Genomic DNA, 24395 nt, shown 5'->3' with positions numbered 1-24395 from the left:
GGTTGATGTGAGCAGAATTTATAACATTCAAATTGGAGAAAAGCGCATAAAGAAACGAACTGCCCTGTTCCTGTTGTGTCTCATATTGTCCCTTCTGCTTTCCGGAACAGCCCTGGGAGCGGACCAGAACAAGGCACAGCCAGATCCAAAAGCTGGACAACTAGGCTCAAGTGTCAGTTCCGTGGAAACCGATTTGGACCAGTATGATTTAACCGACATTCAAACCGTTTTAGATCGCATGAATGGGGAGCACGGGCTTCATCTTTCTTTTAAAGACTTAATGAAAGATCTTATGGCAGGAAATTTAGATCAGGTGATGGGAAAAATAGGAAGTGCCATAAAAGAACTGTTATTGGGGGAAATAAAATCCAACGGACATATGATGGGACAGATTATTATACTTGGAATCATTGGAGCGGTATTTTCTAATTTTTCCAGTGTGTTTACAGGAAGTCAGATCTCGGAAACGGGATTCTTTGTTACATATTTATTATTATTTACTTATCTGGCTGCCAGCTTCTTTACCAGCGTTACCATTGTAAGGGATGTGCTCAGTCAGATTCTGGATTTTATGCGGGCATTACTTCCTGCTTATTTTCTGGCAGTCGCATTTGCGGGGGGAAGCGTGACTGCGGCGGCATCTTACGGTTTTACTCTGTTTGTGATTGCAGGAGTCCAGTGGCTTCTTGGCAATGTGCTTCTTTCCCTTATCAGGGTCTATGCTCTTTTGGTTATGGCAGGACATATTGCAAAAGAAGACATGCTTTCTAAAATGACGGAACTGCTGGAACAGATTGTCTCCTGGAGTTTAAAGACTCTGATAGGAATTGTACTGGGATTTCAGATTATTCAGGCAATGGTTCTTCCCTATGTGGATTCCATGAAAACCGGAACTGTTCAGAAAATAGTAGGAGCAATTCCCGGAATTGGAAATGGAATCAGCTCTGTGGCGCAGATGGTTCTGGGTTCAGGAGTGGTTATAAAAAACACGATTGGTGCTGCTGGAATTGTAATTCTGCTTATGATCGCAGCCATTCCCTTAATCAAGCTGGTGGTGCTCATGCTCCTTTATCAATGTGTGGCAGCTTTGCTGCAGCCCGTCTGTGATAAGAGAATTGTATCCTGTATTTCCGATATAGCCAAAGGGCATAAAATGCTGTTGTCGATTGCAGCCTCTGGCGTATTACTTTTTGTGATTACCATTGCCCTTGTTTGTGCATCAACCAACGTAACTTATTTTTCCGGGTGAGCTTATGGAACAATTATTTGAATGGATAAGAAGTATTACATACTATCTGATATTTATGACAGTTGCATTAAATCTGCTGCCCAATAAAAAGTACGAAAAATACCTTCGCTTTTTTGCGGGAATGGTACTGATTCTTTTGGTCTTAAAACCAGTGACAGGGGGATTGAGGCTTGATGATACCCTTGCTTACTATTTTGAAGCTATTTCTCTGAAAAAGGAGGCAGGAGAGCTAAAGGGAGAGATATCCAAAATGGAAGGGCAAAGACTTCAAAAGATGATCTCCCAGTATGAGGAGGCTGTGGGGGAGGATTTAAAATCCATGGCAGAATCCGCTGGATTTGGCTGCAGGAAAGCAAAAGCAGAGATTAACCAGGATCAGGAAAACCGTTTATTTGGTCATGTCACCTCAGTATCCCTTTTGTTGATCCCGGAACGTGAGGAGAATGAAGAGAATACTGCGTCCCAGATAAAAGAGATTGTACCGATTGAAAAGATACAGAAAGTAGACGGAATTAAGATTACCCAGTCGAAGCCAGAAAAAAAGGAACCTGACAGACAGGAAGAAAATTCACGATTATCAGGTCTTAGAAGACGTATTGCGGAATATTATGATTTGGAGGAACAGGATGTTGAAATTCAATTGGAAGATGGGAAAGGATAAGTGGCTGATCCTGCTGGCGGTTGGGCTCATAATCCTGATCCTTACAATCCCCTCCGGTTCAGGTATGATCCTGAAAACAGGAAAAACGGCGGAGAATAAAAGTCAGACCGGACTGCAAAATGGTATCGTAACAGAATCAGCAGAACAAGGAATGGCAGTTGCTGCAGGAGCAGACAAAACCTATGAAGAACAGCTTGAAGCCAGAGTAAGAAAGCTCTTAAAGACTGTAGATGGAGTTGGTCAGGTAGATGTTATGATTGTGTTAAAATCTTCGAAAGAGAAGATTGTCAGAGTCGATCGTAACACGTCAGACTCCTCTACCGAAGAAAATGACAGCTCCGGAGGAACCAGAAAGATCACCAGTAAAGAGCAGCAGGAGAGCACAATCTTAACCGGTTCAGGAGAAAATACCGCTCCAATTGTGGAGAAAGAGATAAGTCCGGAAATAGAAGGAATCATCATCAGTGCCCAGGGCGGAGGCAGTCCTACGGTAAAAGCTGAAATTTCCAGTGCAATGGAAGCATTATTTAACCTGCCCCCACATAAAATAAAAGTATTAAAGAGGGTGGAATAAAAAGGAGTGTCAGGTATGAAAAGTTGGAAAACAAGCAATGAACCAAATGTCCCGAAGACCCCAAAGAAAATGGATATGAAGAAACTGTTCAGAAGAAACCAGATTATCATTACCACGCTGGCTGTTATGATCGCCGCTGCCGGATATTTAAATTATGCAGGGAAACAGGAGGTGGCTTCTGGAACGGATGTTTATGAGGCTGGATTAACTGATATATCCGAAGAAGATGTTTTAGCTGAGAATAAAGCTCTTGATGGTGATACAACCCAGGATATTGCAAGTCTGGACCAGGACGCTTCGGATATTGACAAACTGGATGCCGCACAGAATCAGGCAGCCGCAGAAAATGCAGGAGCTGAAAACGTTGCCGCAGAGACACAGGCACCAGACCAGACTCCGGAAAAAGACCTTGCAGCCGCAGAAACACAGGCAGCAGATACTGGTCTTGATAATCCGGGAGAGGCTGTTCTTACAAGCGGAATGAATGTAACCGATTACATATCCAGCGTTCAGTTAAACAGAGAACAGGTAAGAGCCAGAAACAAAGAGACTTTGATGAATCTGATTAATAGCCCTAACATTGAAGAAGCGGCAAAACAGCAGGCGATTCAGGAAATGATTGATATGACAGCCATTTCCGAAAAAGAAAGTGCAGCCGAGACCCTTCTTCTTGCAAAAGGTTTCTCTGATCCGGTTGTCAGCATTTCCAGCGGAAAAGTAGATGTTGTGATTAATGCCTCAAGCATCAGCGATCCACAGCGTGCACAGATCGAAGATATTGTTAAGAGAAAAGCAGAGGTTGGTGCAGACAGCATCGTGATTACCCTCATGAAACTGGAAGAATAAAAAGCCTTTGCAAAGGACTGGCAATTTTGCTATAATGATTCCATAACCTAGAAAATTTAAGTACAGGAGGGAATTGCTGTGGCAGAATTGGAAAGCAGAAATACTCACAAAGTATATGAAAAAGATAAAATCGGCGAAGTGCAGATTGCAGATGATGTAGTAGCGATCATTGCAGGTCTTGCTGCAACCGAAGTAGAAGGCGTAGATTCCATGGCAGGCAACATCACCAATGAACTGGTGGCGAAGCTGGGCATGAAAAATTTATCCAAAGGTGTGAAAGTAGAATTGACGGAAGAGCATGTGTCGGTTGACCTGTCTTTGAATATCAAGTATGGTTACAGTATTCCGTCTGTCAGCGAGAAGGTTCAGGAGAAGGTTCAGAGTGCCATTGAGAATATGACCGGATTAACCGTTCTTGATGTGAATATCCGTATCGCAGGTGTTGCGTTGGAAGAGAATAATTAGATGTTGCAGTCTAAAGCGGGGGCGAACCTGGAATGGTTCTTGCCCCCGCTTTTCTTATGCCTGCAAAAGCGTTTATCTTGCCCCTAAAGTGGACAGGATAAAAAAAGAACCATAAACGCAGGACCAGGATGGCAAGGGCGGTGTTTGATATGACCAATCATAGGGATAAAAACCATGCTTCCATTAGAATGGCGGTTGGATTTGCTCTGGCGGTTTTCATTGTAATAGGAGTTTTTTTGTTAAATCTCTATTATTATAAGGAAATGCAGACTAGTCTCAGAAACCAGATATATCATGATTTAGAAAAGCAAAACGATAGCGCGTTAAACCATTTGCAAGGACTGATACAGGAAAAGTTTCAGTGGCTTGAATTATTTGCTGCGCACTGTGAAGTTCCGGAAGAATCTGGAGATGAGAAGTGGCAGGCTTTTGCGCAGGTGCAGGAAACAGACGGGGTTCGGATCGGAGTAGCTGATTTAAAGGGAACAATCTACTATGGAGCCAACCGTTCCAGAATCATCTCATCCCGCTCCTATTTTAAACAGGTGTTAAAAGGAGAGAATACGGTTTCCAGACTTCTTCCAGGGGAATTTGATGGACAAGATGGGATTATACTCGCTTCCCCAATTATAAGGGACAGGCAGGTAATCGGTGCTGTTTGTATGGAATATACAAAACAGGAACTGGAGACTTATGCGGATGATTCCTCTTTGCGTCCTTATGGCGGAAATATGATTGTAACGGAAACCGGAGAACTGGTGGCGGCAGGCTCCGCCCTTAATTCTTATAAAAATATATTAGACTACTTAAAAGAGATGAGCTACAAAAAAGGGCAGTCTCTGGCACAGGTAAAACAGGATCTAAAGGAGAATCAGCCAGGTTATCTTTCTTATGAAAAAGACAAAAAAAGACAGCTTTTATATTATCAGCCGTCTGGAATTGCAAATTGGCTGGTGGCATCGGTGATTGATCAGGAGGAATACAGCGCTTCTTGGAACCGGATCAGAGAGCTGACCTTTTTTATGATAGCCGGTTCTCTATTTCTGCTTCTGACAGCAGTTTCTTTTCTTTTTAGACTCTGGAGATTTCGCAGACGGCAGGAAAAGCAGATACAAAAGGATTATCTCACAGGAGTTTATACCAGGGAAACCGCAGGAAAATTAATCGCAAAAGGGCTGAGGGGCAATGAAAATCAGCGCTTTTATGCCTGTATGTTTTTGGATATAGATGACTTTAAGAAGATCAATGATACGTTTGGTCACTATGAAGGAGATGTTGTTTTAACAGAGGTGGGGAAGATATTAAATTCCTGCACAAGAAAAGATGATGTGATTGTCCGGTTTGGGGGCGATGAATTCTGTATCTGGCTGTACGGGGAGAAAAGAAAGAAACAGCCGGAAGTCATTGCAGAGCGTATCCTGAATGCGTTTCGTATTTCCGGTACAATTCAGGTCAGCATTGGAATCACTCTGATAAAAGAAAAAGAATACGATTATGATGCCATTATAAAACGGGCAGACGATGCACTTTATGAGGCAAAGAAAAAAGGAAAGAATCAGTTTGCGGTGAAAGAATAACCGCCTGTAAAACAGTCTTTGTCCAGGTATCCCTTGAATGTAATCCGATTTCGGGTTATAATAAAATTTAACGATTTTATTACAACAAAAAAGGAGAGAGGCATGAGTAAGCTTAGACTTGGAATTGTAGGGAATGGTTATCTTGGAGGAATTATTGCCAAGGCGTGGAGAGATGGATTACTGCCTGAGTATGAACTGGTGGGAATCGCAGGAAGAACCAGAGAGAAAACCGATGTAATCGCAAAGGAAAACGGATGCAGATCCTGTGCAGACATTGATGAGTTGTTAGAATTAAAGCCAGATTATATCGCAGAAGCTGCATCCGTGGAATCTGTCCGGGATATGGCTGTAAAAGTACTGGAAAAGGGGATCGGTCTGATTGTGCTGTCCATCGGTGCATTTGCAGATTCTGCTTTTTATGAAACAGTCAGACAGACTGCTGCCAATCATCATGCAAAGGTTTACATTGCATCAGGGGCAGTGGGAGGATTTGATGTCCTTAGAACTTTATCTTTAATGGGAGAATCGGTATCAGGGATTGAGACAAGAAAAGGTCCTTCCTCACTAATGGGAACACCCCTTTTTAAGGAACATCTCATGACGGATCAGGAAGACACCATGGTATTTGAAGGCAATGCCAAAGAAGCCATTGGACTTCTTCCCACCAGAGTAAATGTTGCAGTAGCGGCTTCCCTTGCAACAACAGGACCGGAAAAGACCCGGGTTAACATCTACAGTGTACCTGGAATGGTCGGAGACGATCATAAGATTACTGCTGAGACAGAAGGGGTAAAGGCAGTGGTGGATATTTATTCCAGTACAAGCGCCATCGCAGGCTGGAGTGTAGTTGCAGTACTTCAAAATATTGTTTCACCCATTGTATTTTAAGGAGGCGCGCGGATGTTTGAAAAATTAGTTGCCATTGAACCGGTGAATCTGGTAGAAGAGGGAGAAAAAGAGCTTCTTACCTATGCCCGTCAGGTAAAGCTCTACGATGATATTCCCTCGGATGATGAAGAGATCATAAGAAGAATCGGAGATGCAGACGGTGTTTTACTTAGTTATACCTCAAGAATTAACCAGTATGTGTTAGAAAAATGTCCGAATATCAGATATATCGGCATGTGCTGCAGCCTTTATTCCAAGGAAAGTGCCAATGTGGATATTGCCTATGCGGATGAACATGGAATAACGGTTACTGGAATCCGTGATTACGGAGATGTAGGTGTGGTGGAATATGTAATCTGTGAACTGGTTCGTTTTCTTCACGGATACGACAGACCCATGTGGAAGGATATGCCGGTGGAACTTACCGGATTAAAGGTTGGAATCATTGGTCTTGGCGTGTCTGGAAAAATGGTTGCAGAGGCTCTGAATTTTATGGGCGCCAATGTTTCCTATTACAGCAGAAGCCGGAAGACAGATTCGGAGGAAAAAGGAATAACCTATCAGCCTCTTCATCTGCTTTTGGAAGAGAATGAAGTTATTATTACCTGTTTAAATAAGAATGTAATCCTGCTTCACGAGGAGGAATTTAAGAAACTGGGAAACGGAAAGATCTTATTTAACACCTCCATTGGACCGTCTTTTGATGTGCCGGCTTTAAAAAAATGGCTGGGTGAGGGAGATAACCGTTTTGCATGTGACACAATTGGTGCAATCGGAGATGAAAGCGGAGAACTGAACAGTCATGAAAAGGTTTTCTGCGTCAATGCATCGGCAGGCAGAACAAAACAGGCGTTTGGCATATTAAGCAGGAAAGTTCTTGATAATATCAAGGGATTCTTAGAAAAATAAAAAGAAACTCCATGGGAAGGAGAAGCCGGAAGATGGCTTCTCCTTTCTGGACTGGCAGTCAGCCGGGAGAAAATTTCTGTTGTATAAAAATCCCCATTAAGGTATAATGATTCCAAACGTCCAGAAAAATTACCAACAGGAGGACCATGGTAAATGACCAGAAGTAAAATGCGTGAACACTGCTTTAAGCTGCTTTTTTGTGCGGATTTCCATCCGGCAGAGGAAAAGGAAGAGCAGCTTATCCAATATTTTGAACAGCCACAGGAATATGACAAGAACACAGAAGGGATTGATGAGATCATCCACGATGTGACCATGAGCAGTGAGAATGCGGAGCAGCTAAAAGAGAAGACAGAAGCGATTATGGTAAAGATTCCAGAGCTTGATGTAAAGATCAATGAGGTAGCAGAGGGCTGGAAGACAAAACGTATGGGAAAAGCAGAGCTTACCATACTCCGTCTCGCTCTTTATGAAATAGTATTCGATGAGAATGTGCCGGAAAAGGTAGCCATCAATGAGGCGGTAGAACTGGCGAAGAAATACGGCGGAAATGAATCTCCGGCATTTATAAACGGAGTTCTGGCTAAGCTGGTGTAAGATGGCTGGTGCATATTCGGTTTCTCAGGTCAATGCTTACATTAAGAACATGTTCGCACAGGATTTTGCCCTTAACCGCATTTCCGTAAAAGGGGAAGTATCCAACTGCAAGTACCATACCTCCGGACACATTTACTTTACCTTAAAGGATGGAAAAGCTTCCATTGCAGCTGTTATGTTTGCCGGTTCCAGAAAAGGACTCTCTTTTCAGTTGGGAGAAGGGCAGCAGGTTGTGGTGAAAGGAAGTATTGAGGTATATGAGCGGGATGGGCGGTACCAGCTTTATGCCCAGGAGATCACAAAAGAGGGGCTGGGGGATTTATTTGAACGGTTTCAAAAGCTTCGCAATGAACTGGAAGAGATGGGGATGTTTTCCCCGGAATATAAAAAGCCCATTCCCCGCTATGCAAGAACCATCGGCATTGTAACAGCACCTACCGGCGCTGCGATACGGGATATCATGAATATAGCATTAAGAAGGAATCCTTTCGTCCAGCTTTATCTCTATCCAGCTCTTGTTCAGGGCGAGAATGCAAAGGAAAGTGTTGCAAAGGGAATCGAAATTCTGGATCAGATGGGACTTGATGTCCTCATTGTGGGAAGGGGTGGCGGTTCCATTGAAGATTTATGGGCATTTAATGAAGAAATTGTGGCGAGAGCCATCTTTCAGTGCTCTACCCCGGTTATTTCTGCAGTGGGTCATGAGACAGATGTGACCATTGCCGACTATGTAGCGGACATGCGTGCGCCCACTCCTTCTGCAGCAGCGGAGTTAGCGGTATTTGATTACCGGTTATTTGAAGAACAGCGTCAGTTATACCAGAATACCTTAAACAAAACCATGGAACGAAAGATGGAACGTTACCGGTTCCATGCAGGTCAGTATGGACTCAGACTGAAATATTTTGATCCGGGAAGGACCATTCGGGAAAACCGTCAGAGACTTTCGGATATCGAAGAGAAATTAAGGACAATTCTTCTTGCAGGGATTGCAAGGGATAAGGCTGATTTATCGGAAGCATTAAGGCGCATGAAGATATCTTTAGAGAAACAGGCAGTAAGAGACCGGCACAGGCTGGAACTTTTCAGCAGCCGTTTAGAGGCACAGTCTCCTCTAAAGAAGATTGGCGGCGGTTATGGATTCATAACCAGTGAGACAGGGCAGAGAATTGACTCCGTAACAGAAGTAAAACCAGGAGACGGCGTCCGGTTAAGGGTGCAGGATGGCAGCATGGAAGCGGTGATTTCCAATATCACCCCAGACAAAGAACCAAAGCCCCGCCGCTTAAAACCCAGATAAGGAGGTCCGTTTATGGCAGTAAAAAAAGAAAAAACCATTGAAGAGACATTTGCAGAACTGGAAGAGCTGATTAAGAAATTAGAAAGCGGAGAAAGCTCTCTGGAGGAATCCTTCCAGTACTACGAGGCAGGCATGAAGCTTGTGAAGTCCTGCAATGAAAAGATAGATAAGGTTGAGAAAAAAATTATTGTTTTAGAGGAAAATGGTGAAAATCATGAACTTTAAAGAAGAATTTTCTGTCCGTACGAAAGAAGTAGGACAGGTTATAGAAGACTATTTGCCATCAGTGGAGGGATTTCAGAGCACGGTGCTAGAAGCGATGGATTACAGTGTCCGTGCAGGCGGCAAGAGGCTGCGTCCGATGCTGATGGAAGAGACTTATCGTCTGTTTGGCGGAACAGGGAAAGAAATCTTTCCTTTTATGGCAGCCATTGAGATGATTCATACATCATCGCTGATTCATGATGACCTTCCATGTATGGATAATGATACTCTCCGCAGAGGAATGCCAACTGCCTGGGTGAAATTCGGCTATGATATGGCAGTTCTTGCAGGTGACGGGCTGTTGATTTATGCCATGGAGACTGCGGCAAAGGCTCTGCCTTTCTCTGACCGGCCAGACCGGATCGCCCGTTGTATGGGACTTATGGCAGAAAAGACAGGTATATTTGGAATGATCGGCGGTCAGACTGTTGATGTGGAACTTGCAGGAAAGCCGGTTCCAAAAGATAAGCTGGATTTCATCTACCGGCTGAAAACAGGTGCGCTTTTAGAAGCTTCCATGATGATTGGAGCCATTCTTGGAGGAGCAGAAGAAGACTCCTTAAAACAGGTGGAAAGAATCGCTTCCATGGTTGGTATGGCATTTCAGATTCAGGATGATATTCTTGATCTGACCAGCAATGACAAGGTGCTTGGCAAGTCTGTATTAAGTGATGAAAAAAACCATAAGACTACCTATGTATCAATTAATGGAATGACAAAGGCAAAGCAGGATGTGGAGATCATTTCAGAAGAAGCAATTATGTGCCTTCATGAACTTCCGGGAGAGAATAAGTTTCTGGAAGAACTGATACGAATGTTGGTGAACCGGGAAAAATAAAGGATCTGATAACTATGATATTGGAAATGATAAATGGACCAGAAGATATTAAGAAACTGGAAAAACCGGAACTGGATATCCTTGGTCAGGAGATCCGGGATTTTCTGCTGGAAAAGATAAGTACAATTGGAGGGCATCTGGCATCTAATTTAGGTGTGGTGGAACTAACCATGGCAATCTATCTTGCCTTTGATCTTCCAAAAGATAAGGTCATATGGGATGTGGGGCATCAATCTTATACCCATAAGATTTTAAGCGGAAGAAAGGCAGATTTTGATGATCTGCGCCAGTTCGGGGGAATGAGCGGTTTTCCAAAGAGAAAAGAAAGCCCCTGTGATTCCTTTGATACAGGGCATAGTTCGACTTCTGTTTCGGCAGGTCTTGGTCTTGCACAGGCAAGAGATGTGTTGGGAGAGGACCACTATGTGGTATCTGTCATTGGAGACGGTGCCTTAACCGGAGGCATGGCTTATGAGGCACTGAATAATGCGGCCAGAATGAAAAAGAATTTTATTATCATTCTCAATGACAACAACATGTCCATCTCAGAAAATGTGGGAGGAATGTCCACTTATTTAAGCAGCATCCGGACCGGAGCCGGTTATCTGGATTTAAAAAAGCATGTGACCAATGTGCTTTCAAGAATTCCGGTTGTTGGAGATTCTCTCATTGAAAAGATCAGCCGGACAAAGGACGGGATCAAGCAGCTTTTAATTCCCGGAATGCTTTTTGAGAATATGGGAATTACCTATTTGGGACCTGTAGATGGCCATAATGTAAAGGCTTTGTCAAGAGCACTGCGGGAAGCGAAGAAACTGGATCACACGGTTCTTGTCCACGTTATCACCAAAAAGGGGAAAGGCTATGGACCGGCAGAAAAGAATCCTTCCAGATTCCATGGTGTGGAACCCTTTGATATTTTAACGGGAGAACCGAAAAAGACAAAGAAAAATCCAAGCTATACGGATGTATTTTCAAAAACTATCTGTAAGCTGGCAGAAAAAGATAAAACCATAGTGGCAGTTACAGCGGCCATGCCAGACGGAACCGGTTTAAAACGTTTTTCGAAGCAGTATCCAGAGCGTTTTTTTGATGTGGGAATTGCAGAAGAACATGCAGTAACCAGTGCGGCAGGAATGGCGGCTGGCGGGTTAAAACCGGTGGTGGCTGTTTATTCTTCGTTTTTACAGCGGGGATTTGACCAGGTGCTTCATGATGTGTGCATACAGAATCTGCCTGTGGTTTTTGCCATTGACCGGGCAGGACTTGTAGGAAGTGACGGCGAAACCCATCAGGGAATCTTTGATTATTCCTTTCTTTCTGCAGTCCCTAACATGAGCGTATTTGCGCCCAAAAATCTGTGGGAGCTGATGGATGGACTGGAGTTTGCGCTTTCCTATGAAGGTCCGATTGCAGTTCGTTATCCAAGAGGTGAGGCTTATCAGGGGCTAAAAGAATTCCGTGCTCCCATTTCCTACGGAACGGGCGAGATGATTTATGAAGAACAGGATATTGCTCTTCTCGCAGTAGGAAGTATGGTGAGTACAGGCGAGCACATCAGAGAAAAACTAAAAGCCGAAGGGTGGAATTGTACTCTGGCCAACGGACGGTTTATAAAACCCTTTGATAAAGATCTGGTGGACCGGCTTGCCAAAAAGCACTGGCTGATTGTAACCATGGAAGAGAATGTGCTCCAGGGCGGCTATGGACTTAGTGTTACCAGTTATATCCATGAACACTATCCCCATGTTAAAGTTTTAAATATTGCGCTGCCGGATTCCTATGTGGAGCATGGCAATGTGTCCCTTTTAAGAAAAGCATTGGGGATTGACAGTGACTCTGTCATCTGGCGGCTGAAAAAGGAATATCTTGATATGGAACGCCAGAATGCGGAATGGAAAAATTATAAAGATAAAGATGATAAAGACAAAGCAGAGAAAGAGATAAAGGAATGAAAGAAAGACTAGATGTGCTTTTAGTAAAGCAGGGACTGGCAGAATCCAGGGAAAAGGCGAAAGCCATCATCATGTCGGGAATTGTTTACGTTGACGGTGAAAAAGAAGACAAGGCAGGAACCGGCTTTCCGGAGACTGCTGTCATTGAAGTTCGCGGCAGTACACTGAGATACGTCAGCCGCGGCGGATTAAAGCTTGAAAAAGCCATGACCCATTTTGACGTTGTGCTGGAAGGGAAGGTCTGCATGGATGTAGGATCTTCTACAGGAGGATTTACCGACTGTATGCTGCAAAACGGCGCCACAAAAGTGTATTCCGTGGATGTGGGACATGGACAGCTTGCCTGGAAACTGAGGGAGGATGAACGGGTAATCTGTATGGAAAAGACCAACATCCGATATGTGACTCCCGAAGATATAGAAGATAAGATTGCCTTTTCTTCCATTGATGTCTCCTTTATCTCCCTGTCCAAGGTGCTTGGTCCGGTAAAAAACCTTTTAACGGAAGATGGAGAGGTGGTCTGTTTAATCAAACCTCAATTTGAGGCAGGCAGAGAAAAGGTTGGAAAAAAAGGCGTAGTCAGAGAAAAATCTGTTCATTTAGAAGTCATTGAAGCAGTGATATCCCACGCACTTGAGATTGGATTTTCCGTCCTTCATCTGGAATATTCCCCGATCAAAGGTCCGGAAGGGAATATTGAGTATCTGCTGCATTTGAAAAACAATTGTCCAAAAGAAAAGCTGGCAGAAGAAGTACAGCCCCAAAAGGTCGTTGATGCGGCTCATGCAGAATTGAGTGCAGGCAGGTAAGGAGTTTTCGTATGAGACATTTTTATGTAGTCATGAATCCTGATAAAGAGGGAGCAAAAGAAACAGCAAAAGAGATTTGCAGCTATCTGGAAAGCCAGGGCGCTCACTGTATCATTGGAGCCAACCACAAAAAGGACAGCTCTCCAGGCAGCCATTATACAGATCCCTCAAGGGTGCCGGAAGAGACAGAATGTATTATCACTCTGGGCGGCGATGGAACCCTGATTCAGGCAGCCAGGGATTTAGCCGGGCGTAATATCCCCATTCTTGGAATCAATCGGGGAACCCTTGGCTATCTGACACAGATCTCCCTGATGGAGGAGACCGAAGAAGCCTTATCTTCTCTTCTTGCCGGGGATTACCAGTTGGAAGAGCGAATGATGTTAGGCGGAACCATATTTCATGAAGGAGAAACTGTTTTTCAGGATATTGCCTTAAATGAAATTGTAATTGTAAGAAGCGAGCAGCTGAAAGTGCTCAAATTCAGAGTCTATGTAAATGGTGAATATTTTAACGAATATCGTGCCGACGGGCTGATTGCAGCAACACCTACCGGCTCCACGGCTTATAATCTTTCAGCAGGAGGGCCGATTCTTGTACCGGATTCCAAGATGGTGGCTCTTACACCTATTTGTTCTCATGTGCTTGGAACCAGGAGCATTGTGCTCTCTGGTGATGACCGGATCCGGGTGGAGATGATGGGGCAGGATCATATATGCCAGGCGGCTGTATTTGATGGAGATACCCAGACAAAGCTTTTTCCGGGAGATATCATTGAGATTAGCCGGACAGAGATTAAGACGATCCTTGTAAAGCTGAAAAACATTTCTTTTTTGGATAACCTGCGCAATAAAATGACCGGCATATAAGGAGGAAACATAATGAAACTGGAACGACACAGCAAAATTGTGGAACTCATTGGAAAATATGAAATCGAAACTCAGGAAGAGCTTGCGGATTATTTAAATAAAGCCGGTTTTACAGTGACTCAGGCGACCGTATCCAGAGATATCCGGGAGTTAAAGCTGACTAAGGTTCCGGCAGAATCCGGAAAACAGCGCTATATGGTGCTTCAAAACCAGAATTCTTTTAGTGACAAGTACATACGGATTTTAAAGGATGGGTATTTATCCATGGATATGGCTCAGAATATTCTTGTGATTAAGACGGTTTCCGGGTTAGCCATGGCTGTAGCAGCCGCTCTCGATGCCCTTCAATTCAATGAAATGGTAGGATGTATTGCAGGAGATGACACCATTATGTGTGCCATCCGGACAACTGATGACACCATCCTTATGATGGAAAAACTAAAAAAACTGATTACGGGATAAAGGAGGCGCGCCATGCTTTCAGAATTACACGTAAAGAATTTCGCTTTGATTGAAAAAGCTGATGTGGAGTTTAAAGAGGGACTCAATGTCTTAACCGGAGAGACGGGAGCCGGAAAATCCATTATCATCGGTTCGGTTACCATTGCCCTTGGCGGCAAGGTGCCAAAAGACAGTATCAGAAAAGGCGCTGATTATGCCTATATTGAGCTTATTTTTACAGTTAGTGACCCGGAAAAACTCCGTCTGTTAAAAGAACTCGATGTTTATCCGGACCGTGATGGTACGGTAATCATTTCTAAAAAGATTATGCCTTCCAGAAGTTTAAGTAAAATCAACGATGAGACAGTAACTGCAGGAAAACTGCGGGATATTACCGGACTTCTCATTGATATTCACGGACAGCATGAACACCAGTCTTTACTCTACAAATCCAAACATCTTGAGATCCTGGACCGCTATCAGGATAAAAAGTCCCATAACCTAAAAGAGAATATAGCCGGCACTTACCGGGAATATCAGCGGTTAAAGGAACGTCTTTCTTCTTTTGCCCTTGATGAAGAAGCAAGACTCAGGGAGATGGATTTTATCCGTTATGAGATCGAAGAGATCGAGAATGCGGAACTGAAAGAAGGCGAAGAGGAGGAACTGTCGGCGAAATACCGGCTTTTTCTTCACGGAAAAAAGATTACAGAAAGCCTTTCCATGGCTTATTCAGCGGTGAATACAGAATTAATCGGCAGAGCGTTAAAAGAGATTGAAAAAGTTTCTTCCTATGATCAAAAAATTTCTGTTATAAGAGATCAGCTTTTTGATGCTGACTCCATATTAAATGATATCAATCATGAAATTGCTTCCTATATGGATGATCTGTCGTTTGATGAGGTAGAATACAGGCAGTTAGAGGAAAGACTTGATGTGATTCATAATCTGGAAGCGAAGTACGGAAAAACAATTACACAAATTTTTGAAAATCTGGAAGAAAAAAGGATAAGGCTCGAAGAACTGGAAGATTATGATCACTTAAAGCAGGAAACCGAGCAGGAAATCAGCAAAATTCAGGATAAACTGGACCAATTATGCGGACAATTATCCTATATGAGAAAGCAGACTGCAAAAGAGCTGACCAAAAAGATTAAAAATGGATTAAAGGATTTAAATTTTATTGATGTGGAATTTTCAATGGAGTTTACGAAGCTGGACCACTATACCTCCAATGGATATGATGAAGCGGAGTTTGTGATTTCCACCAATCCGGGAGAAGCCATGAAATCTCTTGGTGCCGTTGCTTCTGGCGGTGAGATGTCCAGAATCATGCTTGCCATTAAAACAGTGCTTGCAGATTCCGATGATATCCCTACTTTAATTTTTGATGAGATTGATACAGGTATCAGCGGCAGAACTGCTCAGAAAGTATCCGAACAGCTCTCTAGCATCGCCGGCAGCCATCAGGTTATATTAATTACCCATCTGCCTCAGATCGCAGCCATGGCAGACGCACACTATGAAATTTTAAAAAAAGCAGGCAGCGGAAAAACCACCACAACCATTCGGGCACTTTCGGAGAGGGAGATGGTGGAAGAACTGGCAAGACTTTTAGGCGGTGCAGAAATAACCGAAGCAGTCCGGGAAAATGCCAGAGAGATGAAGCGTCTGGCAGCTTTAAAAAAATAATGTCCATAAATAAATGAATTCAACTAAAATATGACAGAGTGTTTTTACCGATTTCTCACATACTATGAAAGGAGCCAAAAAGTTGTCTCCTTTATTCTTCTAAGGAGGTATGTGAGATGGGTAAAGACAAAATTCATAGGCTAATCGTAAGAGCGTTCTGGGTCAGCCTGATTTTTTGTATTGGATTTTCCTGGTTCTATATGAAACGGGTAATCCCTGACAAACTGAATATTGTAGCAGAGGAAGAGGAACAGTTTCATTTCTCCATGCCTTTTGATGTAACGCTTCATTCTGACAGTGAGGAAGTGGTATTAAATAATGGATCCAATATTCCCTCTGATCAGATCCACCTGCAGATTAACCAGCCTTTTTCTGTTTATTCAAAGAATCAGGGCAGTTATAAGCTGGGCTTGAAACTGTTTGGATTTATACAGTTAAAAGACATTCAGGTTAATGTAGTGGACACCAAATACGCAGTTCCGTGTGGATCGCCTATTGGAATCTACTTAAAATCCAATGGTGTTATGGTAATCGGAACAGGAGATGTTACGAAAAAAGATGGGCTGACGGCAGAACCTGCATTTGGTATTCTACAGTCTGGAGATTACATCGAATCCATCAATGATACTCCTTTAAAGGATAAGGAGACATTGATGGGAGAATTAAATAAGATTGGCGCCGCAGAAGCAGTTTTAAAAGTCAGACGAAACGGGGAAAGCATTGATGTAAAGATGAATCCTGTTGAAACGGAAGACGGAACCTATAAACTGGGCGTGTGGGTCCGTGATGACACTCAGGGAATCGGCACCATGACTTATGTGGATATGAATGGTCAGTTTGGTGCGCTGGGTCACGGAATCAGTGACAGCGATACAGGGAGTGTAGTTCAGATTACAGAAGGTTCCCTTTATGAAACTGCAATTATGGGAATTGAGAAGGGCACATTTGGAAAACCTGGTGTTATGAGCGGAGTTATTTATTATGGTCCTGGTTCCACACTTGGAACGATCACGGCTAATACAGAAGAAGGAATCTTTGGAACGGTAAATGACCGTTTTAAACAAACCATAAAAGAGGATGCCATTCCGATTGGGTATCGTCAGGATGTAAAAAAGGGCGTTGCGCATATAAGAAGCAATGTTTCCGGTAAAGTGCGGGATTATGAAATTGAAATCCAGCGGGTGGATTATTCCACAACTCATAAAAGCAAAGGAATGGTCATAAAAGTTACAGACCCGGACCTGTTAGCTTTAACCGGAGGAATTGTTCAGGGCATGTCTGGAAGTCCCATTATCCAGGATGGGAAACTGATCGGAGCAGTGACTCATGTATTTATCCAGGATTCAACAAGAGGATACGGAATTTTTATCGAAAATATGCTGAATCACTGATCAACCGAATATGGAAAGAAAAGGACAGGATTGTAAGTTTTTTTACAGTCCCGTCCTTTTCTTTCTATTGAGAAATCTTATCTCTTCTAATAAATATAGAAGAAAGAGAAGCAGACCAAACAGATTTTTGACGTAATTAAAATCAAAAGTATGTGAACATACAAAATCTTAACAAAAAGTTCACAAACTTTCATACAAAATAGGATTTTTCTGATCATTGCTACTTTTCATTGGTATTGGAATATGTTAGTATAGAAAGTAGGGGTTAAAGTGATTGGATTTTTTGCCGACACGGAGTAGCAAAATTCAACAAAGGCAAAAAAGGGGGGAGAAAACGAAACCATGGTATCAAAGGCATTTTCTCTGCTCAACAGAGAAATAGAAATAGAAAAACATGGAAATCCGGTGGCATAAAGTATTTTTTGTCGAATCATGCGATAGAATCCCATTGCGGCATAAGCTGAGGCAAGATTATAATGGCTATACACTAGTTTTATTTTTATATCTAAGAATCAGGAGGAGAGTATCTATATGTCAGAAATCAGTATTGCGATTGCGGATGATAACCTGCAGACCTTAAATCTGCTGAATGATATACTGGAGGGAGAGGAGGATTTTCATGTTGTAGGAAGAGCAGATAATGGCGAGGACGCTTATAACATGATACTCAAAACAAATCCCGATGTTGTCTTATTGGATGTAATAATGCCGAGAATGGACGGAATAACGGTGATGGAACGTGTCAGAGGCAATGGTTCTGTTACAAAAATCCCGTCGTTTATCATGGTAACTGCGGCAGGAAGCGAGAATATTACCGAAGACGCATTCCGTATGGGGGCAAATTACTACATAATGAAACCATTCAATAAAGAGATTATCGTCGATAAGGTACGAAGAGTGGGACAGAGAAAGACAAAGGTTCCCAGTTTACAGGGGATGAAAAAGGTGAAGCCTTATGTCAATAAAACAGAATATATGGAGCAGAACTTAGAAAATGATGTAACACAGATGCTCCACGAGATTGGAATTCCTGCTCACATCAAAGGGTATCAGTACCTTCGTGATGCCATTGTGATCTCCGTTCAGGATCAGGAGATGCTTACTTCTGTCACTAAAATACTTTATCCTTCTATTGCCAAGAAGCATCAGACCACGCCAAGCCGTGTGGAACGCGCCATTCGTCATGCCATTGAAGTTGCATGGAGCAGAGGCAAGATGGATACAATTAATGAATTGTTTGGTTATACCGTAAGCACTGGGAAAGGAAAACCGACAAATTCAGAATTTATTGCATTAATTGCTGATAAAATCAGACTGGATTATAAAAAACTTTCCTAAATTTTCTTAAATATAAAGGAAAGAGACTTCCTTATTTTTTAAAAATGAAGTATACTATAACGTAACAGAGTTGCCTTTTTGGCGTAAAGGATAAGGGAGGTTTTTGGATGAAGAAGATACTTTTCGTTGCATCGGAAGCAGTGCCTTTTGTCAAAACAGGAGGTCTTGCCGACGTAGTGGGTTCCCTTCCTAAGTGTTTTAAGAAAGAATTGTTTGATGTGAGAGTCATGATTCCCAAATATCTGTGTATCAAAGAAGAACTGAGAGACCAGATGACCTATGTAAATCACTTTTATATGGATTACCTGGATCAGAGCAGATATGTGGGAATTCTTCAGTATGTATATGAAGGTATCACTTTTTATTTCATTGATAATGAAAGTTATTATAACGGCTCCAGACCTTACGGAGATTCGTTTTATGATCTGGAGAAGTTCTGCTTTTTTTCCAGAGCAGCTTTATCCTCACTGCCGGTAATTGGATTTCAGCCGGACGTGATACACTGCCATGACTGGCAGACTGCACTTATTCCTGTTCTGTTAAAAGATCGTTTTCATGAAGGAGATTTTTTCCGCAATATGAAATCGGTTATTACGATTCATAATCTAAAGTTCCAGGGAGTATGGGATGTGAAGACCATACAAAGGCTTACCTGCCTGCCGGATTATTATTTTACTCCGGACAAATTAGAGGCATATAAAGACGGAAATTTATTAAAAGGAGGCATCGTTTACGCAGATGCCGTTACAACGGTCAGCAACACCTATGCAGAGGAGATTAAGATGCCCTTTTACGGAGAAGGCTTAGACGGTCTGATGCGTGCCAGGGCAGGCAGTCTCCGGGGCATATTAAACGGCATTGATTATGAGGAATTTGATCCGGATACTGATTCCTGGATAGCAGAGTGTTATAATGCTTTGAATTTCCAGGAGAAGAAGAAAAAGAATAAACTGGCTCTTCAAAAAGAGCTTGGTTTATGCCAGTCTGAGACTGTTTTTATGATTGGAGTGGTTTCCAGACTGACGGATCAGAAAGGACTGGATCTGATCCAGTGTGTCCTCGATGAACTATGCCAGGACCAGATACAACTGGTGGTGCTGGGTACAGGAGAAGAGCGTTATGAGAATATGTTCCGCCATTATGCGTGGAAGTATCCCGACAAGGTTTCAGCCAACATATATTATTCTGAGGCTGTTTCCCATAAAGTCTACGCTGCCTGTGATGCGTTTTTGATGCCCTCTTTGTTTGAACCATGCGGATTAAGCCAGTTGATGGCTCTGCGCTATGGTGCCGTCCCCATTGTGCGGGAAACCGGCGGTTTAAAAGACACCGTTGAACCGTATAATGAATATGAGGGTACTGGAACCGGATTTTCCTTTTCTAATTATAACGCCCATGAGATGCTTGGGATCCTTCGATATGCCCAGCGCATCTATTACGATAACGGCAAAGAGTGGAGGAAACTTATCCGCCGGGGTATGGAAAAGGATTTTTCCTGGAAGACTTCAGCTATGAGATATGAAGAACTTTATGATTGGATCACCGGCTGCTGAAATGCCGATATTACAGAAAAGAGACGATGGAATAAGAATGAAAAAAGTGCGTATTACCCAGGAAGAGAAAAAAGAAGCAATCAGATGGGCAGAAGATTCTTCCTGGGCAGAACGGGAATATTATAGTGAAGATCCGGTATACATGGATTGCGTAAAAGGTATTATTGATCATCCCGTATTCCTGTCTATGGATAAGTTTATGCAGCATGGAGATACTACCTGCAAAGCCCATTGCATTAAGGTATCTTATATGAGTTACTGCATCTGCAGAAGATTGGGGCTGGATTACCGTCAGGTTGCCAGAGCTGGTCTTCTTCATGATTTGTTTTTGTATGACTGGCATACCCATGCCAAAGAGACCGGGAAACATTTTCATGGTTTCACTCATCCAAGAACAGCATTGAACAATGCAGTCATACACTTTGAATTAACAGAAAAAGAAAAAGATATGATCCTGCGCCATATGTGGCCGCTGACTCCCATACCGCCTAAGAGCAGGGAAGGAATGATTATTGTTTATTCCGATAAGTTCTGCGGTCTGATTGAAACGGTGTCCAGATTAAAACGTTGGATTATGTTCGGCTTTGGCTGGAAAAGCGCTGCATAAGATGGAGGAAACCATGAAATATTGGGATGATATACTTGGAAATCAGGTTTTAATGAGTGCGATTGCCGGGTGGATGGTAGCCCAGGTGTTAAAGACTCTCATAGATCTGGCCCTTAACAGGAATTTTAATCCGGAGAGGCTTGTGGGATCAGGAGGAATGCCCAGCTCCCACTCCTCAACGGTATGTGCACTTACAACCGCCGCCAGTTACCGCTATGGTGCCGGTTCTTTTGAATTTGCGGTTTGTTTTGTTTTGTCCATGATTGTCATGTATGATGCCATGGGAGTCAGAAGGGAGACCGGAAGACAGGCAAAGCTGTTAAACAGCATATTAATGGAAAACCCTTTAAAATTAAAAGGAGAGATGATTCAGGAGACATTGAAGGAATATGTGGGACACACTCCATTGCAGGTTGCTGCAGGAGCGATTCTTGGAATTCTGCTCGCAGTTTTTATGGGGCAATATTATTAATTTAAAAGAAATGTTTCCACGAATCGTAAGAAAATAGTCCTTGATTTCTTAAGATATCCATATTATACTTTAACAAGTTCAAAAATTGTCAAATTTGGAGGTAAAATGGGTATGTCTGTTTATCATAGGATCATATGCTTTTTCCTGTTTAGTTTTCTTGGGTATTTACTGGAATGTGTTGTACTCAGTTATGAGAATAAAAAGCTTGTGATCAATCGTGGATTTGGACACGGACCATTCTGCATTATATATGGATTTGGAGCTGTAGGAGCGTCGATTTTATTAAAACCTCTTTCAGACAATCTGGTCTTTCTTTATTTTGCATCAATGATGATGGCAACCTTTATGGAATTGGTAACTGCCCGCATGATGATTAAGCTCTTTGGTTCTTTCTGGTGGGATTACAGCAGAAAAGCATTTAATTATAAAGGCATTATCTGTCTGGAGAGCAGCATTGCGTGGGGATTTTTAGGAATCTTTTTTTTCCGGTACTTAAATGGATTTGTAAGTCAGATGTCTTTTATTGTTCCTGAGCATCTGGAGCGGATGGTGGCACTGAGTCTTTTGATTTTTTACATAGCTGATTTTATTTATACCATGAGGCTGCAATTAAAGTCAGGGTGTGATGAAGATGATGCAACAATGATTGGTCGTCTTAAAGTATATTGATGAATGGCGGGATTCGATTCGGGTCCCGCTTATTTGTACGTCTAAAACAGGAGAATGTTTATGGAAAAGATAAAAAAACTTGTGCTGGCTTCGGCATCTCCAAGAAGAAAAGAGCTTTTGGCTCAGATTGGAATTGTTCCGGTCATTGAACCCAGCACCATAGAAGAAGTGATTACATCAAAGGTGCCGGAAGAGGTGGTCCGGGAATTATCCTGTCAAAAGGCGATGGATGTGGCTTCCCATCAGGCTGAGGGAAGCTGTGTGATTGGTGCAGATACCGTAGTTTCTGCCAAAGGACAGATTCTTGGGAAGCCAGGCAGTCATGAGGAAGCGTACCAGATGATTTCCATGCTCCAGGGAAGGGTTCATCAGGTTTATACAGGTGTCACCCTCATTTATTGTGGAAAACAGGGCAGAATAGTAAGGTCCTTTGTGGAAAAGACAGATGTCAGTGTCTATCCCATGTCGGAGAACGAGATAAGTGCCTATGCAGCAGGGGAAGATCCGATGGACAAAGCCGGAGCTTATGGAATACAGGGAAGTTTTGCGGCTTTTATTAAAGGGATTGACGGAGACTATACCAATGTAGTAGGATTGCCTGTAGGAAGAATTTACCAGGAGATAAAGCAGTTGTTTGAACAGGAGGAAATGGAATGATTAAACTGATTGCGTCGGATATTGATGGGACTCTGGTGCCAGACGGGAATAATGAATTGAATCCGGAATTACTTGAAGTGGTGTTAAAACTCAGAAAAAAAGGAATTCAGTTTGCTGCCGCCAGCGGACGTCAGTATGCAAGTATCGAATCAATCTTTAATCCTATAAAAGAAAAGATCTTTTATTTGTCTGATAATGGAGCTTATGTTGGATGCCACGGAAGAAATCTTTTTCTCAATCCCATTGATCACGAAACTGTCATGGACATGGTCCGTGAGGTTCGGAAAAGGGAAGAGCTGGAGGTTATGATAAGCGGTCCTGAGGTGGTGTATTTAGAGACCAAAGACCAGGGATTTTTAGACTGGCTGATTCACGGATATAAATTTCATGTAAAACAGGTGGAAGATTTGACAAAAGTGGACTCCCAGTTTATTAAAGTTTCTGTTTATCGCAAAACCCAGGTGGAATCCCACACAAGGGATCTGCAGGAGGCATTTGCCAGCAGGTTAAAGATCACCATTGCAGGTGATATGTGGATGGACTGCATGCGTCCTGGGGTTAATAAGGGAGAGGCAGTCAGACTTCTTCAGGACAGCCTTGGTATTAAACCGGAAGAGACCATGACGTTTGGTGACCAGTTGAATGATATTGAGATGTTAAATCAGGCATATTACAGTTTTGCAGTTGGCAATGCCAGGAAAGAGGTAAAGGCTGCCGCAAGATTTCAGACAGATGACAATGTGAATGATGGAGTCTTAAAAATACTGAAGCTGCTTTTATAGCTGGAAAAGAGGGAAGTTTGTGAAAGCTTGGACAAGACGAAAACTCTTATTGGTATCTGCGGTGCTTACGCTGTTCCTTGCCGGGTGCAGGGCTGAGATTCCAATTGTATCAGAGATTACGGAGACAAAGGCATACACCTTACCCCAGTCCATGATTATTGTAGCAACGGAAAGAAACCGGTATCAGAAGATTTATACCAATCAGATCTGGGGCGTGGACCTGCCGGGGAATCAGAAGTTTGAAACTTATCTTTTAGAACAGGTAAAAGAATTCCTTCATGAAATGAAGCGATTGAATTTACTGGCAAAGGACAGGGGAGTAACGTTAACAGGTGCGGAAAAAGAAGAGGTGCGCAAAGCCTCTGAGGAATACTTTGGTTCACTGACGAAAGAGGATCTTTCCTATATGAAAGCAACCAAAGACGATGTGCGGACCATGTATGAAGAATATCTGCTGTCCAATAAGGTGGTCAATGAGCTGACGAAAGATATGAATCTTGAAATCAGCGACAGCGAAGCAAAGGTGATTACTGTGGATCAGATCGTTCTCGCTGATCAGGCAAAAGCTGCAGAGCTGCATGAGAGATTAACAGCACAAGGAGAGGATTTCTCCGCACTTGCCAGAGAGTATTCCCAAGAGTCAACCGTGGAGCGGCATATAGGCAGAGGAGAGAATCCTGGTGCTTATGAAGATGCAGCTTTCCATCTTCAGACAGGAGAGATCAGTCCGGTGGTGGAAGAGGGCGGCAAGTATTACATTTTAAAATGTGTCAATGATTATGATGAGACAGCAACCCAGGAACGAAAGTCCGGTTTATACAAAAAAAGGAAGAAAGAAGCCTTTGATCAGATTTACACGGAGTTTAAAGAAAAAAATCCAGTCACATTCAGCAATGAGATATGGAAGGATATTCAGTTTTCCAAAGAGGACAAGACCACTACTACGGACTTTTTTGAAATATACAGGAAATATTTTAACGATTGATAAAAAG

Annotated in this window: 26 protein-coding genes; all 26 read left to right on the top strand. The window is 42.7% G+C overall.

Annotated elements, in window-relative coordinates; genetic code table 11:
• The first annotated feature begins 7 nt into the window (after positions 1 to 7).
• The gene (locus FAY33_RS11815) at positions 8 to 1249 is read left to right on the top strand and encodes a stage III sporulation protein AE (protein WP_243126711.1); all 1242 of its coding nucleotides are present in this window, start codon (positions 8 to 10) and stop codon (positions 1247 to 1249) included.
• Between the two features lie 4 nt (positions 1250 to 1253).
• Positions 1254 to 1910, top strand: coding sequence for a stage III sporulation protein AF (locus FAY33_RS11810; protein ID WP_143321421.1), 657 nt, complete (start codon positions 1254 to 1256; stop codon positions 1908 to 1910).
• The gene (locus FAY33_RS11805) at positions 1876 to 2484 is read left to right on the top strand and encodes a stage III sporulation protein AG (protein ID WP_347562689.1); all 609 of its coding nucleotides are present in this window, start codon (positions 1876 to 1878) and stop codon (positions 2482 to 2484) included. The genes FAY33_RS11810 and FAY33_RS11805 overlap by 35 nt, the downstream gene beginning before the upstream one ends.
• 15 nt (positions 2485 to 2499) lie before the next feature.
• Positions 2500 to 3330 (top strand): SpoIIIAH-like family protein, encoded by an 831-nt coding sequence (locus FAY33_RS11800; protein WP_243126709.1) that lies wholly within the window; start codon positions 2500 to 2502, stop codon positions 3328 to 3330.
• 78 nt (positions 3331 to 3408) lie between these two features.
• On the top strand, positions 3409 to 3795 hold the full coding sequence (locus tag FAY33_RS11795) for an Asp23/Gls24 family envelope stress response protein (protein ID WP_143321419.1): 387 nt from the start codon (positions 3409 to 3411) through the stop codon (positions 3793 to 3795).
• A gap of 128 nt (positions 3796 to 3923) precedes the next feature.
• A complete protein-coding gene (locus FAY33_RS11790) occupies positions 3924 to 5372 on the top strand; it encodes a sensor domain-containing diguanylate cyclase (protein ID WP_143321418.1) in 1449 nt (482 codons plus the stop codon).
• 102 nt (positions 5373 to 5474) lie between these two features.
• Positions 5475 to 6260: an aspartate dehydrogenase domain-containing protein gene (locus FAY33_RS11785; RefSeq protein ID WP_143321417.1), complete on the top strand. Its 786-nt coding sequence runs from the start codon at positions 5475 to 5477 to the stop codon at positions 6258 to 6260.
• Between the two features lie 12 nt (positions 6261 to 6272).
• Positions 6273 to 7169: a D-isomer specific 2-hydroxyacid dehydrogenase family protein gene (locus tag FAY33_RS11780; protein WP_143321416.1), complete on the top strand. Its 897-nt coding sequence runs from the start codon at positions 6273 to 6275 to the stop codon at positions 7167 to 7169.
• Between the two features lie 153 nt (positions 7170 to 7322).
• Positions 7323 to 7766: a transcription antitermination factor NusB gene (gene nusB, locus FAY33_RS11775; protein WP_143321415.1), complete on the top strand. Its 444-nt coding sequence runs from the start codon at positions 7323 to 7325 to the stop codon at positions 7764 to 7766.
• 1 nt (position 7767) lies between these two features.
• On the top strand, positions 7768 to 9066 hold the full coding sequence (gene xseA / locus FAY33_RS11770) for an exodeoxyribonuclease VII large subunit (protein ID WP_143321414.1): 1299 nt from the start codon (positions 7768 to 7770) through the stop codon (positions 9064 to 9066).
• Positions 9067 to 9078: 12 nt separating this feature from the next.
• Positions 9079 to 9291 carry an exodeoxyribonuclease VII small subunit gene (xseB, locus tag FAY33_RS11765; RefSeq protein WP_143321413.1) on the top strand — a complete coding sequence of 71 codons (213 nt, stop codon included), beginning with the start codon at positions 9079 to 9081 and terminating at the stop codon, positions 9289 to 9291.
• Positions 9281 to 10168: a polyprenyl synthetase family protein gene (locus FAY33_RS11760; RefSeq protein WP_143321412.1), complete on the top strand. Its 888-nt coding sequence runs from the start codon at positions 9281 to 9283 to the stop codon at positions 10166 to 10168. Before xseB ends, FAY33_RS11760 begins: the two co-directional genes overlap by 11 nt.
• A 14-nt stretch (positions 10169 to 10182) precedes the next feature.
• Positions 10183 to 12123 carry a 1-deoxy-D-xylulose-5-phosphate synthase gene (gene dxs, locus FAY33_RS11755; protein WP_143321411.1) on the top strand — a complete coding sequence of 647 codons (1941 nt, stop codon included), beginning with the start codon at positions 10183 to 10185 and terminating at the stop codon, positions 12121 to 12123.
• Positions 12120 to 12932, top strand: a complete 813-nt coding sequence (locus FAY33_RS11750; RefSeq protein ID WP_143321410.1) for a TlyA family RNA methyltransferase — start codon at positions 12120 to 12122, stop codon at positions 12930 to 12932. Before dxs ends, FAY33_RS11750 begins: the two co-directional genes overlap by 4 nt.
• A gap of 11 nt (positions 12933 to 12943) precedes the next feature.
• Positions 12944 to 13801, top strand: coding sequence for an NAD(+)/NADH kinase (locus tag FAY33_RS11745; RefSeq protein WP_143321409.1), 858 nt, complete (start codon positions 12944 to 12946; stop codon positions 13799 to 13801).
• Positions 13802 to 13813: 12 nt separating this feature from the next.
• Complete coding sequence (gene argR, locus FAY33_RS11740; RefSeq protein WP_143321408.1) at positions 13814 to 14263, top strand: arginine repressor; 450 nt, start codon at positions 13814 to 13816, stop codon at positions 14261 to 14263.
• 12 nt (positions 14264 to 14275) lie between these two features.
• The gene (gene recN / locus FAY33_RS11735) at positions 14276 to 15934 is read left to right on the top strand and encodes a DNA repair protein RecN (protein ID WP_143321407.1); all 1659 of its coding nucleotides are present in this window, start codon (positions 14276 to 14278) and stop codon (positions 15932 to 15934) included.
• 116 nt (positions 15935 to 16050) lie between these two features.
• On the top strand, positions 16051 to 17325 hold the full coding sequence (spoIVB, locus tag FAY33_RS11730) for a SpoIVB peptidase (protein WP_143321406.1): 1275 nt from the start codon (positions 16051 to 16053) through the stop codon (positions 17323 to 17325).
• 531 nt (positions 17326 to 17856) lie between these two features.
• The gene (gene spo0A, locus FAY33_RS11725) at positions 17857 to 18663 is read left to right on the top strand and encodes a sporulation transcription factor Spo0A (protein ID WP_143321405.1); all 807 of its coding nucleotides are present in this window, start codon (positions 17857 to 17859) and stop codon (positions 18661 to 18663) included.
• Between the two features lie 107 nt (positions 18664 to 18770).
• Complete coding sequence (gene glgA, locus FAY33_RS11720; protein ID WP_143321404.1) at positions 18771 to 20216, top strand: glycogen synthase GlgA; 1446 nt, start codon at positions 18771 to 18773, stop codon at positions 20214 to 20216.
• Entirely contained in the window at positions 20194 to 20823 is a 630-nt protein-coding gene (locus tag FAY33_RS11715; RefSeq protein ID WP_347562688.1) for an HD domain-containing protein, read from the top strand. The genes glgA and FAY33_RS11715 overlap by 23 nt, the downstream gene beginning before the upstream one ends.
• Positions 20824 to 20836: 13 nt before the next feature.
• The gene (locus FAY33_RS11710; RefSeq protein WP_143321403.1) at positions 20837 to 21295 is read left to right on the top strand and encodes a divergent PAP2 family protein; all 459 of its coding nucleotides are present in this window, start codon (positions 20837 to 20839) and stop codon (positions 21293 to 21295) included.
• Between the two features lie 111 nt (positions 21296 to 21406).
• Positions 21407 to 21964: a putative ABC transporter permease gene (locus FAY33_RS11705; protein ID WP_143321402.1), complete on the top strand. Its 558-nt coding sequence runs from the start codon at positions 21407 to 21409 to the stop codon at positions 21962 to 21964.
• A 60-nt stretch (positions 21965 to 22024) separates the two neighbouring features.
• Positions 22025 to 22621, top strand: coding sequence for a Maf family protein (locus tag FAY33_RS11700; RefSeq protein WP_143321401.1), 597 nt, complete (start codon positions 22025 to 22027; stop codon positions 22619 to 22621).
• Entirely contained in the window at positions 22618 to 23403 is a 786-nt protein-coding gene (locus FAY33_RS11695) for an HAD family hydrolase (RefSeq protein ID WP_143321400.1), read from the top strand. The genes FAY33_RS11700 and FAY33_RS11695 overlap by 4 nt, the downstream gene beginning before the upstream one ends.
• A 19-nt stretch (positions 23404 to 23422) precedes the next feature.
• The gene (locus tag FAY33_RS11690; protein ID WP_143321399.1) at positions 23423 to 24388 is read left to right on the top strand and encodes a peptidyl-prolyl cis-trans isomerase; all 966 of its coding nucleotides are present in this window, start codon (positions 23423 to 23425) and stop codon (positions 24386 to 24388) included.
• Positions 24389 to 24395: the final 7 nt, after the last annotated feature.

Origin of the sequence: Clostridium sp. HBUAS56010, from assembly GCF_007115105.1 — a bacterium.
Classification (GTDB): Bacteria; Bacillota; Clostridia; order Lachnospirales; family Lachnospiraceae; genus Lacrimispora.
This window is presented reverse-complemented; position numbering and strand designations above follow the sequence as displayed.

What these genes read in the sequence shown, in the direction of transcription:
- FAY33_RS11810 (WP_143321421.1), top strand. Translation starts at nt 1,254, where the DNA reads ATGGAACAATTATTTGAATGGATAAGAAGTATTACATACTATCTGATA.
- FAY33_RS11805 (WP_347562689.1), top strand. Translation starts at nt 1,876, where the DNA reads ATGTTGAAATTCAATTGGAAGATGGGAAAGGATAAGTGGCTGATCCTG.
- FAY33_RS11800 (WP_243126709.1), top strand. Translation starts at nt 2,500, where the DNA reads ATGAAAAGTTGGAAAACAAGCAATGAACCAAATGTCCCGAAGACCCCA.
- FAY33_RS11790 (WP_143321418.1), top strand. Translation starts at nt 3,924, where the DNA reads ATGGCAAGGGCGGTGTTTGATATGACCAATCATAGGGATAAAAACCAT.
- FAY33_RS11785 (WP_143321417.1), top strand. Translation starts at nt 5,475, where the DNA reads ATGAGTAAGCTTAGACTTGGAATTGTAGGGAATGGTTATCTTGGAGGA.
- FAY33_RS11780 (WP_143321416.1), top strand. Translation starts at nt 6,273, where the DNA reads ATGTTTGAAAAATTAGTTGCCATTGAACCGGTGAATCTGGTAGAAGAG.
- nusB (WP_143321415.1), top strand. Translation starts at nt 7,323, where the DNA reads ATGACCAGAAGTAAAATGCGTGAACACTGCTTTAAGCTGCTTTTTTGT.
- xseA (WP_143321414.1), top strand. Translation starts at nt 7,768, where the DNA reads ATGGCTGGTGCATATTCGGTTTCTCAGGTCAATGCTTACATTAAGAAC.
- xseB (WP_143321413.1), top strand. Translation starts at nt 9,079, where the DNA reads ATGGCAGTAAAAAAAGAAAAAACCATTGAAGAGACATTTGCAGAACTG.
- FAY33_RS11760 (WP_143321412.1), top strand. Translation starts at nt 9,281, where the DNA reads ATGAACTTTAAAGAAGAATTTTCTGTCCGTACGAAAGAAGTAGGACAG.
- dxs (WP_143321411.1), top strand. Translation starts at nt 10,183, where the DNA reads ATGATATTGGAAATGATAAATGGACCAGAAGATATTAAGAAACTGGAA.
- FAY33_RS11750 (WP_143321410.1), top strand. Translation starts at nt 12,120, where the DNA reads ATGAAAGAAAGACTAGATGTGCTTTTAGTAAAGCAGGGACTGGCAGAA.
- FAY33_RS11745 (WP_143321409.1), top strand. Translation starts at nt 12,944, where the DNA reads ATGAGACATTTTTATGTAGTCATGAATCCTGATAAAGAGGGAGCAAAA.
- argR (WP_143321408.1), top strand. Translation starts at nt 13,814, where the DNA reads ATGAAACTGGAACGACACAGCAAAATTGTGGAACTCATTGGAAAATAT.
- recN (WP_143321407.1), top strand. Translation starts at nt 14,276, where the DNA reads ATGCTTTCAGAATTACACGTAAAGAATTTCGCTTTGATTGAAAAAGCT.
- spoIVB (WP_143321406.1), top strand. Translation starts at nt 16,051, where the DNA reads ATGGGTAAAGACAAAATTCATAGGCTAATCGTAAGAGCGTTCTGGGTC.
- spo0A (WP_143321405.1), top strand. Translation starts at nt 17,857, where the DNA reads ATGTCAGAAATCAGTATTGCGATTGCGGATGATAACCTGCAGACCTTA.
- glgA (WP_143321404.1), top strand. Translation starts at nt 18,771, where the DNA reads ATGAAGAAGATACTTTTCGTTGCATCGGAAGCAGTGCCTTTTGTCAAA.
- FAY33_RS11715 (WP_347562688.1), top strand. Translation starts at nt 20,194, where the DNA reads ATGATTGGATCACCGGCTGCTGAAATGCCGATATTACAGAAAAGAGAC.
- FAY33_RS11710 (WP_143321403.1), top strand. Translation starts at nt 20,837, where the DNA reads ATGAAATATTGGGATGATATACTTGGAAATCAGGTTTTAATGAGTGCG.
- FAY33_RS11705 (WP_143321402.1), top strand. Translation starts at nt 21,407, where the DNA reads ATGTCTGTTTATCATAGGATCATATGCTTTTTCCTGTTTAGTTTTCTT.
- FAY33_RS11700 (WP_143321401.1), top strand. Translation starts at nt 22,025, where the DNA reads ATGGAAAAGATAAAAAAACTTGTGCTGGCTTCGGCATCTCCAAGAAGA.
- FAY33_RS11695 (WP_143321400.1), top strand. Translation starts at nt 22,618, where the DNA reads ATGATTAAACTGATTGCGTCGGATATTGATGGGACTCTGGTGCCAGAC.